This is a genomic window from Corallococcus sp. RDP092CA, assembly GCF_041903675.1.
In the GTDB taxonomy this organism is placed as follows: Bacteria; Myxococcota; Myxococcia; order Myxococcales; family Myxococcaceae; genus Corallococcus.
This window is the reverse complement of record NZ_JAYESI010000009.1, coordinates 22,579-38,331: the sequence shown is the minus strand read 5'-3', so window position 1 is coordinate 38,331 and position 15,753 is coordinate 22,579. Positions and strand designations below refer to the sequence as shown.

At 69.5% G+C, this 15,753-nt stretch carries 8 protein-coding genes; 5 read left to right on the top strand and 3 right to left on the bottom strand.

Going from position 1 to position 15,753, the window contains the following annotated elements:
* Positions 1-1,026: 1,026 nt before the first annotated feature.
* Complete coding sequence (locus tag U8525_RS12350; RefSeq protein ID WP_374265075.1) at positions 1,027-4,824, bottom strand: carbohydrate binding domain-containing protein; 3,798 nt, start codon at positions 4,822-4,824, stop codon at positions 1,027-1,029.
* A gap of 180 nt (positions 4,825-5,004) precedes the next feature.
* Here U8525_RS12350 and U8525_RS12345 point away from each other — a divergent pair, with 180 nt between their 5' ends.
* The 4 genes from U8525_RS12345 to U8525_RS12330 all read left to right on the top strand — a co-directional run bounded on the left by U8525_RS12345 (position 5,005) and on the right by U8525_RS12330 (position 11,808).
* On the top strand, positions 5,005-8,076 hold the full coding sequence (locus U8525_RS12345; protein ID WP_374265073.1) for an aminotransferase class I/II-fold pyridoxal phosphate-dependent enzyme: 3,072 nt from the start codon (positions 5,005-5,007) through the stop codon (positions 8,074-8,076).
* Between the two features lie 328 nt (positions 8,077-8,404).
* A complete protein-coding gene (locus U8525_RS12340; protein WP_374265071.1) occupies positions 8,405-9,631 on the top strand; it encodes an acetamidase/formamidase family protein in 1,227 nt (408 codons plus the stop codon).
* 134 nt (positions 9,632-9,765) lie between these two features.
* Entirely contained in the window at positions 9,766-10,353 is a 588-nt protein-coding gene (locus U8525_RS12335; RefSeq protein WP_374265069.1) for an SRPBCC family protein, read from the top strand.
* Between the two features lie 249 nt (positions 10,354-10,602).
* Positions 10,603-11,808, top strand: coding sequence for an IS110 family transposase (locus tag U8525_RS12330; RefSeq protein ID WP_374265067.1), 1,206 nt, complete (start codon positions 10,603-10,605; stop codon positions 11,806-11,808).
* Between the two features lie 17 nt (positions 11,809-11,825).
* Here the strand turns inward: U8525_RS12330 and guaA are convergent, their stop codons facing one another.
* A complete protein-coding gene (gene guaA / locus U8525_RS12325; RefSeq protein ID WP_374265065.1) occupies positions 11,826-13,379 on the bottom strand; it encodes a glutamine-hydrolyzing GMP synthase in 1,554 nt (517 codons plus the stop codon).
* Positions 13,380-13,503: 124 nt separating this feature from the next.
* Between guaA and U8525_RS12320 the strand changes: the two genes are divergently transcribed.
* Positions 13,504-14,088: a hypothetical protein gene (locus tag U8525_RS12320; protein ID WP_374265063.1), complete on the top strand. Its 585-nt coding sequence runs from the start codon at positions 13,504-13,506 to the stop codon at positions 14,086-14,088.
* A 92-nt stretch (positions 14,089-14,180) separates the two neighbouring features.
* On the opposite strand, the gene guaB is transcribed toward U8525_RS12320, so the two are convergent.
* A complete protein-coding gene (guaB, locus tag U8525_RS12315; RefSeq protein ID WP_374265061.1) occupies positions 14,181-15,638 on the bottom strand; it encodes an IMP dehydrogenase in 1,458 nt (485 codons plus the stop codon).
* Positions 15,639-15,753: the final 115 nt, after the last annotated feature.

Below are 15,753 nucleotides of genomic sequence, written 5' to 3'. Positions count from 1 at the left end.
TCCGTGCCGGACGCGGCAGCGGGCGTCTCCGAGGCCGTGCCCTCCGTCGGGGCCTGGGCATGGGGGCCTGCCCCGAACCTCAACGGCAGTCCCGGCCCATTCGCGCACGGTCCGGCGGGCCCGGCCTCCAGGCCCGCCGCGAGGTGCGTTCATCTGTTCAGCGCGAGGAGTCGCTTACGGTCGCACGGGCTGGCGGATTGGCGGCGGCCCCATCAGCGAGGAGGCGGCCTAGCCTGCCGGCTCCGAAGAGATTGAATCTGCCGCTCAACACTGCTGGGACGTCTGAGAAGGAGTGTCCCAATGAGATGAGATGGCAGCTGCCTTTCACTCATCGATAGAAGTAACTCTTGCTCCATCGAATCAAAAAGTGTGAGTTCGCGAGTGTATTGTCCAAGGGGCTCACCGGTATTCTTGCGGGCGGGATGCAACCGCTTGACGACCTGCGCCAGTCGTTCCTTCAATGCGGACGGAAGCCTCGCGATGGCTTCTTCTTCCGAAGAGACCTGGGAGCGGGCGCCGGGGCCTGGTGCCCTGTAGTCCAAGAAGCTGCTTCTCAGTTCATCGGCTCGGGACTGGATGGACTGCTCGAAGTTCAAGCAGAACTGCTCCAACTCCCGATGTGACCGGGCGTCGTTGCTGTCGATAGCGGTGTGAATGAGGTCGTGAACCCGTGAATCTGGGCACACCAGCAGATTCTCCCGGACGTTATGGGTAGGACGTCTGTCTCGGTGGTGAACGTGGAGCTTGCTCGGAAGACGGATTCCCAGTGACAGCTCTACAACCAGCCGATGCTCGAGGACCCAGCCATGGTTGTTGCTGGGATGGAAAGGCAGGTAGACCTCCCGGTAGCCTTTCGGATTGGTTCTCGTTTCGTAGATGGCAGGCATGGTCAGGATGAATCCTGACAGAGTTTGGGTCTGGAAGGCAGCCATTGGGGGAGGGGCCGAGCGCCACGTCAATCAGGTCCAACACGACACCTCGCGGCGGGCCCGGCTTCCAGGCCCGCCGCGAGGTGCGTTCATCTGTTCAGCGCCACGTGTCGTTCACGGCCGTGGTGCCCGTGGCCAGCGTCGCCAGGGTGCGGTTGGCGCCGTTCTCCCAGGTGACGTTGTTGGCGGCGTCCTTCTTGATGAACTTGTACTCAATCGCCGTGGAGCCCGGCAGGCCGACGGCCGCGCTCCACGTGGGGTAGTTGGCCGGGGACAGCAGGATGGCGTTGGCCGGGCTCCAATTCCCCAGCGCGGCGACGTTGCCCACCACGTACACGTTCTGGCCCATCACCGTGCTCGCCGTGACGTTGAACGTGACCGTGGCCCCGCTGGTGGACGTGGTGACGGAGAGCGCGGTGGACTGCGCGGACGTGTTGCCCGCCGCGTCGCGCGCCTTCACCGTGTAGCTGTAGGCCGTGTTGGAGGACAGCCCGCTGTCGGTGTAGCTGGTGGACGTGGGCGTCCCCACCTGGGTGCCATCGCGGAGCACCAGGTAGCCCGTCACGCCCACGTTGTCCGTGGACGCGATCCAGCTCAGCGACACCGTCGTCGCGGACTTCGACGGAGACGTCAGGCCCGTAGGCACCGACGGCGCCGCGGTGTCGCTCACCGGCGCGCCCGCCGTGATGACGCCTGCGTTGAAGGTGGAGGTCCCCGTGGGGAGCAGGTAGTTGCCGCCGTTGTTGTTGTCCCACGTGCCGCTGCCGTTGTTGAAGACAGCCTCCAACTGCTGCACGGCGCCCAGGTTCACCGTGTACTTCGCGTAGCCCGCCACCTCCGCGTCCGGCATGGGCACACCCGGCGGCGTCGTCCACGCGCCGCCCGCGGGCCGGTAGTGGAGGTATGGCGTGGCGAAGCCCTTCTTGTAATAGACCGTCGCCGTGTACCCCAGGCCGGTGGTGACGGAGAGCGCGCTGCTCGCCACGGACGTATTCCCCGCCGCGTCGCGCGCCTTCACGGCGTAGCTGTACGTCGTGCTCGAGGACCGCCCCGTGTCCGTGTACGTCGTCGCCGTGGGCGCCGCCACCTGGATGCCATCGCGGAACACCAGGTAGTCACTCACGCCGTAGTTGTCCGTGGCGGCCGTCCAGCTCAGCACCACCGACGAGCTGGTGACACTCGAAGCGGAGAGCCCCGAGGGCGCGGAAGGCGCCGTGGTGTCCGGGGGCAGGGTGGTGACGGAGAGCGCGCTGCTCGCCGCGGACGTGTTGCCGGCCGCGTCCCTCGCCTTCACCGTGTAGCCATAGGCCGTGCCCGCCGTGAGCCCGCTGTCCGTGTAGCGCGTCGTGGCGGGCGAGCCCACCTGCGCGCCATCGCGGAACACCTGATAGCCCGTCACCCCGACGTCGTCCGTGGAGGCCGTCCACGTCAGCGTCACGGAGCGGTCCGTGCGTGTCGCCGCGAGCCCCGTGGGAACGGACGGCGCCGTGGTGTCCACGCGGAGGAACGGATGGGTGCCCGTCACCGAGCCGTTGAGGTCCTCGATGTACTTGCCGCCCTCCAGCCGGTACCGGCCCGCGCCCACGTACACGGATTGGATCTCGCTGCGGGTGACGTTGCCGCGCGCGTCGGTGGCCTCGATGTAGTAGTCGAGCAGCTGGTCGCGATAGGCCCCCAGGTACACGGAGTAGAGGTCGCCAATCTCTTGCGCGGCCACCTTCTGCATCACCGGCAGGGACGCCGGCTGCCACGCCACGCCGTTCATCACCGGGCGCAGCTCGCGGCGCTGGAGCGGGTAGTCCACCCAGGCGCCCACGCGCGACGGGTCGATGCCGGGCACGCCCGCCGCCTTCAGCGCCACCGGGTCGTAGACGCGGGGCGTGTTGTCCAGCGGGTCGATGCGCTTCGCCGTGTGCACGCGCACCCGCGCCTTGATGCTGGTGATGCCGCTGACGTCGAACGCATAGGTATACAGCGCGAAGGTGTTGTCGAAGTGGTGCAGCGTCCACCCCTCCGACTTGTCCGTGTTGGCGCTGCCCGGGTTGTACGGCCAGCGCTGCGGCCACCAGATGGACGGGCCCGTGCGGTCCTGCGCCAGCCGGTCCTGCACGTAGGGCTTGGAGAAGTAGAGCGACTGGTTGAAGGACAGCGTGGGCTTCACGTTGTCGTCCACGTTCTCGTCGTAGTAGCCGAAGCCGGAGTCCATGGCCGGCAGGAGGAAGTACCAGGCCAGCTCCGCGGGGTTCGCCCCGCCCGCCCAGTCATTCGCCGCGTCGCCCTTCACCGGGAAGGACAGCATCCACGGGTTCAGCTGGTTGCCCGCGTGCGTGACCTGCGAATCCAGCGCCGTGGAGGGCTCCCAGTGGTGGGGGGGCGCGTCCAGCCAGAGCTGCTCGGCCGTCTTGGCGTAGTTGAGCGCGGCCTGGAGCAGCGCGAAGTTGCGCTCCAGGTAGTGCCAGCCGTGCTCCAGCGACACCGTCATGCCTTCCTGCACGCCGCTCAGGTTCGTCTTGGGCGCCAGGTTGAGGCCGGTGGCGGAGTTGAAGGCGGGGAACTGCCCCTTCCAGATGCCGAACGGCAGCCGCCAGTGGTGCCACTGCGGGTCGGACGACGAGTCGCGCGTGTCCACCCACGAACCGTCCTGCACGTGCACCACGTCCGTGGTCGCGGGCGTGTGGGCGGCCAGGTACTCGTCGATGCCGAGGCACTGCACGCCGCTGGAGCAGGTGACGGCGCGGCCGTTGAGCCACGTGTCGAGCGACCCCGCGCGCCCTCCGGAGTTGTCACCGTCGTGCGCGAGCACGAAGAACTGCTTCTGGGACGTGAGCCCCTCGAACTCACGCAGGCCCACCACGTCCACGGTGGCCTGGCCCTCCCAACCCTCCAGCCAGGAGCCGTTCTGGTTGACGGGGATGCCCACGACGCGCGACTCGGCGCCCGTGGACGGATCCACGTAGCGCACCCAGTGCGGCGTGGAGGCGAAGGGGTACTTGTTGCGGATGACCTGCTGCTCGTGCGCCATGGCCTCGCTCACCCACGCGCCCACGGCGCTGGTGTTCTGGAGGTCCGCGCGGTTGGGCGGCGACACCAGCGTGTCCGAGCCCGGGTCGTCGAGGAACGGGTAGTCCCGCAGCGTGCGGGAGAGGTGGTTGTCACCGATGACGGACCACTTCACGCCCAGCTTCGCCAGCGTGGGGATGAGCCGCTCGCTGAAGCCCAGCTCCGTGGGGAAGAAGCCCTTGGAGGACGTGAAGGCGCTGCCCAGGAAGTAGGACTGGGACAGCGTGGCGTTCTGGTAGATGAGGTCCTTGAGGAAGTAGTCCGGCCCCACCAGCGGCCCCATGGAGTGGTGGCCCGTGAAGTGGATGAGGTCCAGCGTGCGGTTGCCCGCGGGCGTGCGCAGCGTGGTGTAGCGCTCCCTCCAGGTCGCGCCCCAGCTGGCGTTGTCATAGCCGGACACATTGCGGAGGGTGACCAGGTCGTTGACGTTGTTCACCACCGCGCCGGACATGGTGACGTGAACCTGCCCCGTGGCGGCATTCGTCCTCATGTCCGCGGCGACGTCCGGCGGCCAGGACTGATACGCGCCCACCTTCGCGTGGTGCGAGTAGTACGTCACCAGGTCGTCGTGCGGCATGGGCGCGCCCGACGGCAGGAAATAGGTGTAATTGGACGGGGGTGACTGCTTTAGCTGGATGACCTGCCCGTCATACGCGTAGCGGATGGGGCCACCCACCGGCGTCGCGTTGTATTGGGTCAGGTCGTAGTACGCCCAGAAGTTGGGCATGTGATTGTGATACACGTGCGCGGCGGCGATCTGCGCCCGCGCCGGCTGCGCGTGTATCAAGATGACGGCGAACACCGCGAGCAAGGCCAGCTGCGACTGTCTTTTCATGGGGCGTCCTCACCGGACGAGAGGGGCCGTCCGGTGGGCGCTGTGCTTACTGGCGTTTGACTCAGGATTTCCCATGTAAACTCGGAATGACAATCTGTAAATCGGTACTGCATTGCGTCAGTCTTTCAGGACAGGCGGTCGTTGACAGAGGGGAAGCGGGCCCGGACAGTCGGGCGCGCCATGGCGACCTACCCCGCGTCACCCCGTGAAGCCTTTGTCCAGTTGCGTACGCTTTCCGAGGCGCTGTCCCGGCCGGACGAGCGCCCGCGCGCGCTGGTGGAGCTGCGTGAGCTGGCGGAGCTGGCGCGCGACCAGCCGGAGGGCGCGCCGCTGCGGCTGGCGTCGGTGGTGGTGGCGGTGGGCGCGTCCCAGGAGCGGCTGGAGCTGCTGATCCTGCCGTCCATCTTCGCGCCCGAGGCGTGGGCGTTCACGTTCCTGGAGGGGCTCTTGAAGGTCCCCCTGGACGAGTACGCCGGCAAGCGGCTGGTGGAGGTGGGCTCCGGCTCCGGGTGGATCTGCGTCGCGCTGGCGAAGTTCACGGGGCTCCAGCACATCCGGGGGCTGGACCTGAACCCGCAGGCCCCGGCGGTGGGGCTGTGCAACGCGTGGCTCAACGGCGACGAGCAGCTGGTGTCGCGGCTGTCGTTCGGGGAGAGCGACCTGCTGCTGAGCCAGCCCCAGACGCCCGCGTGGGACTTCATCGTCGGGTGCATTCCGCAGGTGCTGCGCGGTGACGAGCTGCCCGCGGAGCTGGCGCAGGCGGATGCGCAGGCGCTGTTGGACCTGTCCAACTACACCTCGCTGCAGAACGTCTACGAGGACCACTTCGGCCTGGGGCTCATCGCGCGGCTGCTCAACGAGGCGCCGGAGCGGCTGCTGCCGGGAGGGCGGCTGCTCCTGAACCTGGCGGGCCGTCCGGGCCGCGCCATCATCGCGCGGATGTTCACCCGGCGCGGCTTCACCACCCGCGTGCGGGTGGCGCGGCGGGTGATGCAGGCGGCGGACACGGACATCCGCCCGCTGGTGTCGCTGGAGCAGCGCACCGGGCGCGAGTTCGAGTTCTTCATGGAGGCCCACAGCCCCGAGCCCCTGCGCGCGGCGACGGCGCTGGGCTGGCTCCAGGCGGGACACCCCATCTGGCACGAGGTGGCGGTGTGGGAGGCGCAGCTGTCGCTGCCCAGGGAGACGCTGGCCCTGCGCGCCGCGCTGCGCTCGCTGGGCATCGCGGCGCTCCAGGAGGAGCTGGACCTGGGGGCGGTGTCCGCGGAGCAGCTGGGCTTCGTCACGGCGCTCGCGGAGCGGCTGTCGCAGGCGCCGTACCTGCCCTACGCGCACGAGGCCGGAGACGCGCCCTTCCGCAAGCTGGTGGCGCGCTACCTGGACCGGCACTTCGGCCTGCGGCTGTCGGAGGACTCGGTGTTCGTGGCGCCCGAGCGGGAGCAGGCCGTCTATTCCTTCCTGCTCGCCACGTGCGACCCCGGGGACGCGGTGCTGGTGTCGCGCAGCCTGCATCCGCTCTATGCCCGCGCGCTGGACAAGGCGGGGGTGCGCGCCACCGTGACGCACGACGCGCTGGGGGAGATCCGCCGCCTGCTGACCGCCTTCGACGTGAAGGCGGTGTTCCTGACGGTGGAGCCGGGCGAGCGCACCAACCTGGCGGTGCTGCGCGACATCGTGGCGGAGGCGGCGCGGCGGGGCATCTGGGTGGTGCTGGACGAGAGCGCCTTCTTCAACATCACCGGCGAGGTGGAGCCGCGCACCCTCTTCGAGTTCCTCGCGCGGACGCCGCACGCGCCCAACCTGGTCATCCTGTACGGGCTCATCAAGAACGCGGTGTGGCCGGACCTGGAGCTGACGCTGCTGCTGCCCGTGCCGGAGCCGCTGCGCGCGGACCTGGAGGTGGCGGCCGAGGTGACGTACTCGCGCATCAGCCTCCTGGCGGAGTGGTTCTACGAGCGCACCTTCTCCGAACTGCTCGCCTTCCGCATGGCCTTCGCGGAGCCGGAGCCGCCCTCGCCGCACCGGGCGCCGGAGGTGCCGTTGCCGCGCTCGCAGCGCATCGCGAGGCTGGGGGCGCTGCCGGCGTTCGCGCCGAAGTTCTTCCGCGAGGACAACCCGGAGCTCGTGCGTCTGGACTACGGCGAGAACGAGGGCCCGCTGCCGCTGCCGCTGGTGGAGGGGCTCATCGCGGCGGGCGTCGCGCCGCGCGCGGAAGGCGTGCAGACGGGGCTGTCGGAGGCGGTGGCGGCCTTCCTGCTGGAGACGCGAGGCGCCCGCTACTCCCCCGAGGACGTCGTGGTGGCGCCCGGTGTCTGGCCGCTCATGCACCACCTGGGCGTGGCGCTGCGCCAGCGGTTGGGGCGCATGCCGCGCGTGTTCCTGGTGACGCCCTGTTACGGGGTGCTCGCGCCCACGTTCCTCGCGGCGGGGTGCGAGGTGGAGTCCGGGCCCCTGGGCGCGCTCTTGTCGCGCCGGTCGCGCGGCGGGACGCCGGACGCGGTGGTGTTGTCGCAGCCGGCGAACCCCACGGGGCACTACCTGTCGCACGAGGAGCTGATGGCGCTGGCGACGTTCGTGGTGGAGCAGCGCTGCCTCTGGGTGTCGGATGAGATCTTCGGCCTGGTGAACCTCACGAACCCCACGGCGGAGACGGTGCACAGCCCGGTGACGCTGGAGGGCGCGGTGCCAGGCATCGGGGCGCGGACGGTGCTGCTGGGAGGGCTGTCGAAGGAGTTCGCGGCCGGGGGCCTGCGGGTGGGGTGGGTGGCCACGAAGGACCGGGCGCTGGTGGCGGCGCTGAGAGACAGCGCACCGGGCGTGCTGCACACGCCCACCGCGCGCGCGGCGGCGTACCTGTACGCGGCCCATGCTCGTGGGCCGGATGGACAGCTGCTCTACGCCGCGCGGCACAAGGCGCTGCGGAGCTATCTGGCGCGGATGCGGCGCGACCTGGCGGAGAAGCGGGCGCTGGTGGCGGAGACGCTGCCCGAGGACGGCCGCGCGGAGGCCACGGAGGTCGGCGGCCTGTTCCTGGCGCCGAGGATGACAGCGTGGCTGGGGCGTTCGGTGGACGGAGTGAAGCTCACTCCGGACAACCTGCCGCGCATCATCTACGAGCACACCCACGTGGTGCTCAACGGCGGCGCATGGTGCGGCGACCCGGAGCGCGTGCGCGCGGTGTTCTCGATTCCCCGCGAAAAGCTGGTGAAGGCCCGCGATCGGTTGCGGAGCTTCAGCCAGCGGCTGCGGTGACGGAACCGCGAGGCGCCAAACGATGACCGAGGCAGCCGGGGCGGCACGAGTAAAACCTGTCCGACAGTCGGACAGGTTTTGACGGTTCGCCTTCGGCGGGGGCCTCCGCGGAGGCTTCTCATGTTCTCAACCCTCTGGATGGGGCTCATGGCGGGGGGCTGGGGACGGATGAAGGACGCCCTTGGCGAGCTGCGAGCCCGCAGCCACCGGCTGAGGTGACGCGGAGCTGGCGCGTTCCTCTACACTGCGCTGGCCCATGATCCGCTCCCTCGCCGTCCTCCTCTGCTGTCTGCCTGCCGGTGCACTCGCGGCCTCCGAGTCCTGGCTCATGACGACCGACCTGTGGGGCAACCCCGCCTACCAGTTCCTCACGCTGGAGCGCGACGGCAAGCGCCTCTCCGGCGTGCTGGACGGAGACGCGCTCAAGGGGGAACGCACGGGCAACACCCTCCACTTCGTCGTCACGGACTCGCGCCAGCAGACCTATGTCTTCGACGGCAAGGTGAGCGGTGCCTCGCTGCGCGGCACCGCGGACTACCCCGACAGCAACAACCCGAAGGCTCGGGTGTCCCACGCCTTCACGGCCCGGTTGCTTCCCGCTCGACCCGAGGGCCCTCCGCGCGTCCATGACTTCACGCCCACCTCGTGGTCCAACGAGTTCACCGCGCACCGCGCGCCGGTGCTGACCCTCTGGCCGGGCGACACCGTGCGGACCTCGACGCTCGACTCCGGCGGCATGGACTCGAAGGGCGTCACCCGCGCCCTCTTCGGCAACCCGCAGACAGGCCCCTTCTTCATCGCCACCGCGAACCCCGGCGACACGCTGGCCATCCGCATCCGCCGCCTCAAGCTGAACCGCTCGTTCGCGGACAGCCTGGACAGCATCGTGGGCCGCGCCCTCACGACGGGGCTCGCCGCGAAGGCGACGGAGCTGGGCAAGCCCGTGCGCTGGAAGCTCGACCCCGAGCGCGGCGTCGCGACACCGGAGCACCCGACGGAACGCCTGAAGGCCTTCACCGTGCCGCTGCGCCCCATGCTGGGCGGTCTGGCCGTGGCGCCCGGCTTCGGCGCCGCGCCCCTGTCCACCGGCGACACCGGCCGCTACGGCGGCAACATGGACTTCAACGAGGTCGTGGAGGGCAACACCGTCTACCTGCCCGTGGCTCAGCCCGGAGCACTCCTGTACGTGGGCGACGCCCACGCCGCGCAGGGCGACGGCGAGACGTCCCAGTACGCGCTGGAGACCTCCATGGACGTCGAGCTCACCGTGGACGTCCTGCACGGCAAGCCGTCCCCGTCCACACCTCGCGTGGAGTCGCCCACGCACCTGATGACGCTGGGGCAGGGCGGTTCGCTGGACGACGCCCTCCGCTCCGCGACCCAGGGCATGGCGCAGTGGCTGGAGCAGGACTACGGACTCACGCTGTCGGAGAGCGCGCAGGTGCTGGGCAGCTCCGTGCAGTACGTCGTCGCGAACCTCGCGGGACGCAGCGTGGGAGTCGCCGCGAAGCTGGACAAGGCCCGGCTCCAGGCCCTCCGGCCCGCCGTGAAGTGAGCTGTGTTCCCGAGGGGCTCGGGCTCGGAAAAGCGGGCGGAAATGCCGTGTCGATTTCGCGACCCCTCGTTCGACGTGGAGATGAACCCTCCCGCTCACCCGGGAGCACTTCTTCCGCCGAGCAGGAGCCTTCCATGGCCAGCAAGATCGCAATCGCCGCCCTCGTCCTCGTCGTCGCCCTGGGCGCCTTCATCGCCACCCGCCCGGACCACTTCCGCATCGAGCGCAACGCGCTCGTGGCCGCGCCCCCGGCCACCGTCTTCGCGCTGATCAACGACCTGCACCGGCTCGACACGTGGAACCCGTTCCGCTCCGAGCCCGCGCCCGGGGTGACCAGGACGTTCGACGGTCCCCATGAAGGGCCGGGCGCCAGCTTCGCCTACGCCGGCGGTGAGGCCGGGGATGGCCGCATGACCATCGTGGAGAGCCAGCCGGACGCGCGCGTCGTCCTCAAGCTGGAGTTCTTCAAGCCCTTCGAAGCCACGAACCAGGCCACCTTCACCCTCACGCCGGAGCGCGGCGGCACCCGCGTGAGCTGGGCGATGGAGGGCGAGAACACCCTGATGGGCAAGGCGATGTCGCTCGTCGTGAACATGGACACGATGCTCGGCAAGGAATTCGAGCGGGGCCTCGCGAACCTGGACGCCGTCGCGCGCGGCGGCGCCCCGGCCTCCTCCGCGAGCGTCCAGGCCGAAGCGGCCACGCCCGCACCGGCGCTCTGAGGCCGCACCTTGTATGAACTCCACCAGCCTGACGGTTCCGGTATAGAGCGGGGCCGGAAGGTACCGGGAGAGGGTCGCCGTGTTCGCCTTGGGGCTACGTCCTCGGGACTGAGATTGGCGCCCTCGACCGGTGTTTCAGGCTCGAACGGCATCCAGGGGGACGGCGGAGCGTCGTCGCCTCGCATTCACAAGGGCGGGCAGAAACACCGGCTCCGAGGCTCCCTGCGTACCCCAGTGGAGAGGGGACGGATGCGGTTTGCAGGAATCGACATCGGCAGTCAGACGCATGTGGTGGCGGTGGTGGACGAGGCGGGGCAGGTGCTGCTCAAGCCCCAGTCGGTGAATGAGGACGCCGAGGGCTACCAGGCCTTGGTGCAGGTGCTGGGCAGTCCTCAGGACGTGCTGGTGGCCCTGGAGGCCACCGGGCACTACTGGAAGAACCTCTTCGCCCACCTGGCTGCCGCGGGCTTCCAACTGGCCCTTCTCAATCCGGTGCGCACCCGGCGGTTTGCCGCCGAGGACCTGGCGCGCACCAAGACGGACAGCATCGACGCCTTGGGCATCGCTCGCTTCGCCCAGCAGAAGCGCCCTCATGCCACTGCGCTGCCTGCGGCCGCCACCGAGGAGTTGCGCGAGTTGGTGCGGCTGCGCGAGCGACTGGTGCAGGATTTCGGCGACCGGGTGCGCCAGTTGCACCGGCTGGTGGACCTGGGCTTCCCCGAATTCACCCGCCACGTGAAGGACCTGGGCAGCGAGCTGGCGTGCGCGTTGCTGGAGAAGTACCCCACGGCCGAGGCCTTCCGCGCCGCGCGCATGCGAGAGGTGGCTTACCTGCGTTACGACGGCCGGCACTTCGTCGGCCGCGAGCTGGCCGAGGCCCTGCTGCAAGCGGCCAGGGTGAGTGTCGGGGCCCACCATGGCGAGGCCTGGCGCGTCCAGGTGCGCTACGCGTGCGAGGACCTGGGCGTACTGCGCCGGCGCCTGAAAGACCTGGAGCGCGACATCGAGAAGAAGCTCGAGGCCCATGACGTCGGCAAGCTGCTGACCACCATTGACGGCATCGGCCCTCTCACCGCCGCCCGGCTGATTGCCGAGGTGGGCAACCCCGCCGACTTCCGCGATGCCAAGGCGCTGGCCGCCTACGTCGGCGTGGTGCCGGGGCTGGCCCATTCGGGCAAGCGCACGCCCTCGCGCGCGGGCCTCAGCCCCTACGGCAATGCCCGGCTACGCCATGCCCTCTGGATGCCGACGCTGACCGCGGTGCGCAAGAACCCCTGGCTGCGCCGCTTCTACGAGGGCCTGCGAGCACGTGGAAAGCTGCCCAAGCAGGCCCTCGTCGCCGCCATGCGCAAGCTGCTCGCCGCCGTCTACTCCGTCGCCAAGCGTCGCAAGCCCTTCACCCCGCTGCTGCCGACAGCCCCCTCCCCGAACCCCTCCCCATGCGCAAACGGTTGACTGAGACTCACGGCATCTCACTCCCACTCGATGGTGGCGGGCGGCTTGGAGGAGATGTCGTAGACGACGCGGTTGATGCCGCGCACCTCGTTGGTGATGCGCGAGGAGATCTTCTCCAGCAGGGGGAACGGCAGGCGCGCCCAGTCCGCCGTCATGCCGTCCACGCTGGTGACGGCGCGCAGCACGCAGGTGGACTCGTAGGTGCGCTCGTCGCCCATCACGCCCACGCTCTGCACCGGCAGCAGCACGGCGAAGGCCTGCCAGACCTCCTTGTACAGGCCGGCCTGATGGATCTCCTCCTGCACGATGGCGTCCGCGCGGCGCACCAGGTCCAGGCGCTGCTCCGTCACTTCGCCCAGCACGCGGATGGCCAGGCCCGGGCCCGGGAAGGGCTGGCGGGAGACCATCTCGTCCGGCAGGCCCAGCTCGCGGCCCAGGGCGCGGACCTCGTCCTTGAACAGCTCGCGCAGGGGCTCCACCAGCTTGAGCTTCATCTGCTCCGGCAGGCCGCCCACGTTGTGGTGGCTCTTGATGGTGACGGAGGGGCCCTTCCACGACACGGACTCGATGACGTCCGGGTACAGCGTCCCCTGCGCCAGGAAGCCCGCGTCCTGCACGTCGCGTGAGGCCTCCTCGAACACGGCGATGAACTCCCGGCCGATGATCTTCCGCTTCTGCTCCGGATCCGTCACGCCGGCCAGCTTCGCCAGGAAGCGCTCCCGCGCGTCCACCGTCTTCAGCGGCACGTGGAAGCGGTCCACGAAGAGCGCCTCCACCTGCGCCCGCTCGTTCTGACGCAGCACGCCGTTGTCCACGAAGATGCACTGGAGCCGGGGCCCGATGGCCCGGTGCAGCAGGAGCGCCGCCACGGAGCTGTCCACGCCGCCGGACAGGCCGCAGATGACGCGGCCCTCGGCGCCCACCTGCTTGCGGATGCTCTCCACCGCCTCGTCGATGAAGCCCTTCATCGTCCACGACCCGGAGACCTTGCAGTCGTTGAAGAGGAAGGCGCGCAGCATGGCCTTGCCCTGCGGCGTGTGGACGACCTCCGGGTGGAACTGGAAGCCATACCAGGGGTGCGTCGCGTGGGCCGCCGCCGCGAAGGGCGAGTTGCCGCTGCGGCCGATGGCCTCGAAGCCCGGGGGCAGCGCGTCCACCCGGTCGCCGTGGCTCATCCACACCTGCACCTGGTCCCCCGGGCGGAACTCCGCGAAGGGGCCCCGGGCGGAGAGGACCTCCACCGCCGCGCTGCCGAACTCGCGGTGGGCGCTCCGGTCGATGCGGCCGCCCAGCAGCTTGGCGAGGAGTTGGAGCCCATAGCAGATGCCCAGCACCGGGACGCCGGCCTCGAAGACGTAGGGGTCACAGCGCGGGGAGCCGGGCGCCTCCACGGACGCCGGCCCTCCGGAGAGGATGATCCCCCTGGGGGCGAACTGGCGGAGGTCGGCGGCGGGGAGGTCCGGGCGGTGGATCTCGCAGTAGACGCCCAGCTCGCGCACCCGGCGGGCGATGAGCTGGGTGTACTGGCTCCCGAAATCAAGGATCAGGATCTTCTCGGAGTGCAGGTCCACCGGCGATTCTCCCAGGGGGCGTCGTTGACGGGTGGGGGCCCTTATCGCTACAAACTTCGGGAAATCAACGCTGAAAGGCCGTCAATTGTTCGTGCGCCGCCTGTCCGCTTCCACTGCAGCAGCCATGCTCCTCCTGTCCTCCGCGGGGTGCGTGAAGGAGATCACCTCCGACGAGCGTCTGGAGCGTGACACCCGCAGCGTCGCGGTGAAGGACGCGCCCGGGGTCGAGGCGCTGTCCAAGCTCACCTGCGATGACACCTCCGCGCCCCTCAACAAGGCGCGCGACGTGAACCGCCCGGAGTCCGATCGACTGGTGGACTACGTCAACCTGTACTCGTCCCTGAAGGACCGGACCCACACCTTCGAGGAGGCCATGGCCCGCAACCCGGACCTGAGCTACCGCGAGGGCAGCCAGGGCCTGGTCAACGCCAAGGACACCTGCATCCAGCAGACCGCGGACGTCCGGGTGGAGTTCGAGACCTACCTGCGCGAGCTGGTGAGCGTGCCCACGGTGCAGGAGATCAAGGGTGGCAACACCGTCACGGTGGCCCGCCTGGACTTCAGCACCCTGAGGAAGGCCATCGAGGCGCTGGACCCGGACGACCGCGAGTCGCTCCTCCAGAGCGTGAACGCGGCGGAGAAGCGCGTGTCCGCCACGTCCCTCCCCGCCGAGGACGCGTCCTCCGGCGGCAAGCGCCGCGGCAAGTAGCCCCCGGCTTCCCCTCCCCCGGCGCGCTCGCCGGGGGAGCTGTTCCCCACCCCGTGGCCCCTGCTGAGCAGGGGCCCGGGACGCCGGTGGCGCTACTCCATCCGGTAGTTGGGCGCTTCCTCGGTGATGATGACGTCGTGCACGTGGCTCTCCTTGAGCCCGGCGGACGTGATGCGCACGAAGTTGGCCTTCGTGCGCAGCTCCTCGATGGTGGCGCACCCCACGTAGCCCATGCCGCTGCGGATGCCGCCCAGCATCTGGTGCACGTTCATGGAGAGCGTGCCCTTGTACGGGACGCGGCCCTCGATTCCCTCGGGCACCAGCTTCACGGCCTCCACGTCGGACTGGAAGTAGCGGTCCTTGGCGCCCTGCTTCATGGCGCCCAGGCTGCCCATGCCCCGGTAGCTCTTGTAGCTGCGGCCCTGGTACAGGATGACGTCGCCGGGGGCCTCCTCGGTGCCGGCGAACAGCGAGCCGATCATCACGGAGCTGGCGCCCGCGGCGAGCGCCTTCACGATGTCGCCCGAGTACTTGATGCCGCCGTCGGAGATGATGGGGATGCCGTGCTTGTCCGCCTCGCGGGCGCAGTCATCCACCGCCGTCACCTGGGGCACGCCCACGCCGGCCACCACGCGGGTGGTGCAGATGGAGCCCGGGCCGATGCCCACCTTCACCGCGTCCACGCCCGCTTCAATCAAGGCGCGCGTGCCCTCCGCGGTGGCCACGTTGCCGGCGACGAGGTCGAAGCCCTTGAAGTTCTTGCGCGTGTCGCGCACGCCCTCGATGACGCCCTTCGAGTGGCCGTGCGCGGTGTCCACCACGATGATGTCCACGCCCGCCTTCACCAGCGCGTCGATGCGGGCCTCGCGGTCCGGCGACACGCCCACGGCGGCGGCGCAGAGCAGGCGGCCCTTGGCGTCCTTGGCGGCGTACGGGTGGGTGCGGCGCTTCTCGATGTCCTTGATGGTGACGAGGCCCTTGAGCTCGTAGGCCTCGTTGACGACGAGGAGCTTCTCGATGCGGTGCTCGTGCAGGAGCTTCTGGGCGTCGTCCTGGGTGATGCCCTCGCGGCCGGTGACGAGCTTCGTCGTCATCACGTCCTCGACCTTCTGGGAGAAGTTCTTCTCGAAGCGCACGTCGCGGCTGGTGAGGATGCCCACCAGGCGCTTGCCCTGCACCACGGGCACGCCGGACACGCCGTGCTGCTTCATCAGCTCCAGCGCGCGGGAGAGCGGCGCCTTCGGGTCGATGGTGATGGGGTCCACCACCATGCCGCTCTCGAACTTCTTGACCTTGAGGACCTCCAGGGCCTGCTGCTCGGGCGTCATGTTCTTGTGGATGACGCCGATGCCGCCCTCCTGGGCCATGGCGATGGCGGTGCGCGCCTCCGTCACGGTGTCCATGGCGGCGGACAGGAGGGGCACGTTCAGGCGGATGTTGCGGGTGAGGCGGGTGGTGAGGTCGGCATCACGCGGGGTGACGGCGCTCTCACCGGGCAGCAGGAGCACGTCGTCGAAGGTGAGGGCCAGCCGGATATCGGGGTTCAACATGGGGGCTCCCGGAGGCCCCGCGGGGCACCAGCGCCCGGCGGGTGCGTGTCCATACGGTTTGCGCGGCTGCCGCGCAATGGAAGAAGGTTTTTTGCCGCCCGTTCCCAGGCACTTC

What these genes read in the sequence shown, in the direction of transcription:
- U8525_RS12330 (WP_374265067.1), top strand. Translation starts at nt 10,603, where the DNA reads ATGCGGTTTGCAGGAATCGACATCGGCAGTCAGACGCATGTGGTGGCG.
- U8525_RS12320 (WP_374265063.1), top strand. Translation starts at nt 13,504, where the DNA reads ATGCTCCTCCTGTCCTCCGCGGGGTGCGTGAAGGAGATCACCTCCGAC.
- U8525_RS12350 (WP_374265075.1), bottom strand. Translation starts at nt 4,824, where the DNA reads ATGAAAAGACAGTCGCAGCTGGCCTTGCTCGCGGTGTTCGCCGTCATC.
- U8525_RS12345 (WP_374265073.1), top strand. Translation starts at nt 5,005, where the DNA reads ATGGCGACCTACCCCGCGTCACCCCGTGAAGCCTTTGTCCAGTTGCGT.
- U8525_RS12335 (WP_374265069.1), top strand. Translation starts at nt 9,766, where the DNA reads ATGGCCAGCAAGATCGCAATCGCCGCCCTCGTCCTCGTCGTCGCCCTG.
- guaB (WP_374265061.1), bottom strand. Translation starts at nt 15,638, where the DNA reads ATGTTGAACCCCGATATCCGGCTGGCCCTCACCTTCGACGACGTGCTC.
- U8525_RS12340 (WP_374265071.1), top strand. Translation starts at nt 8,405, where the DNA reads ATGACGACCGACCTGTGGGGCAACCCCGCCTACCAGTTCCTCACGCTG.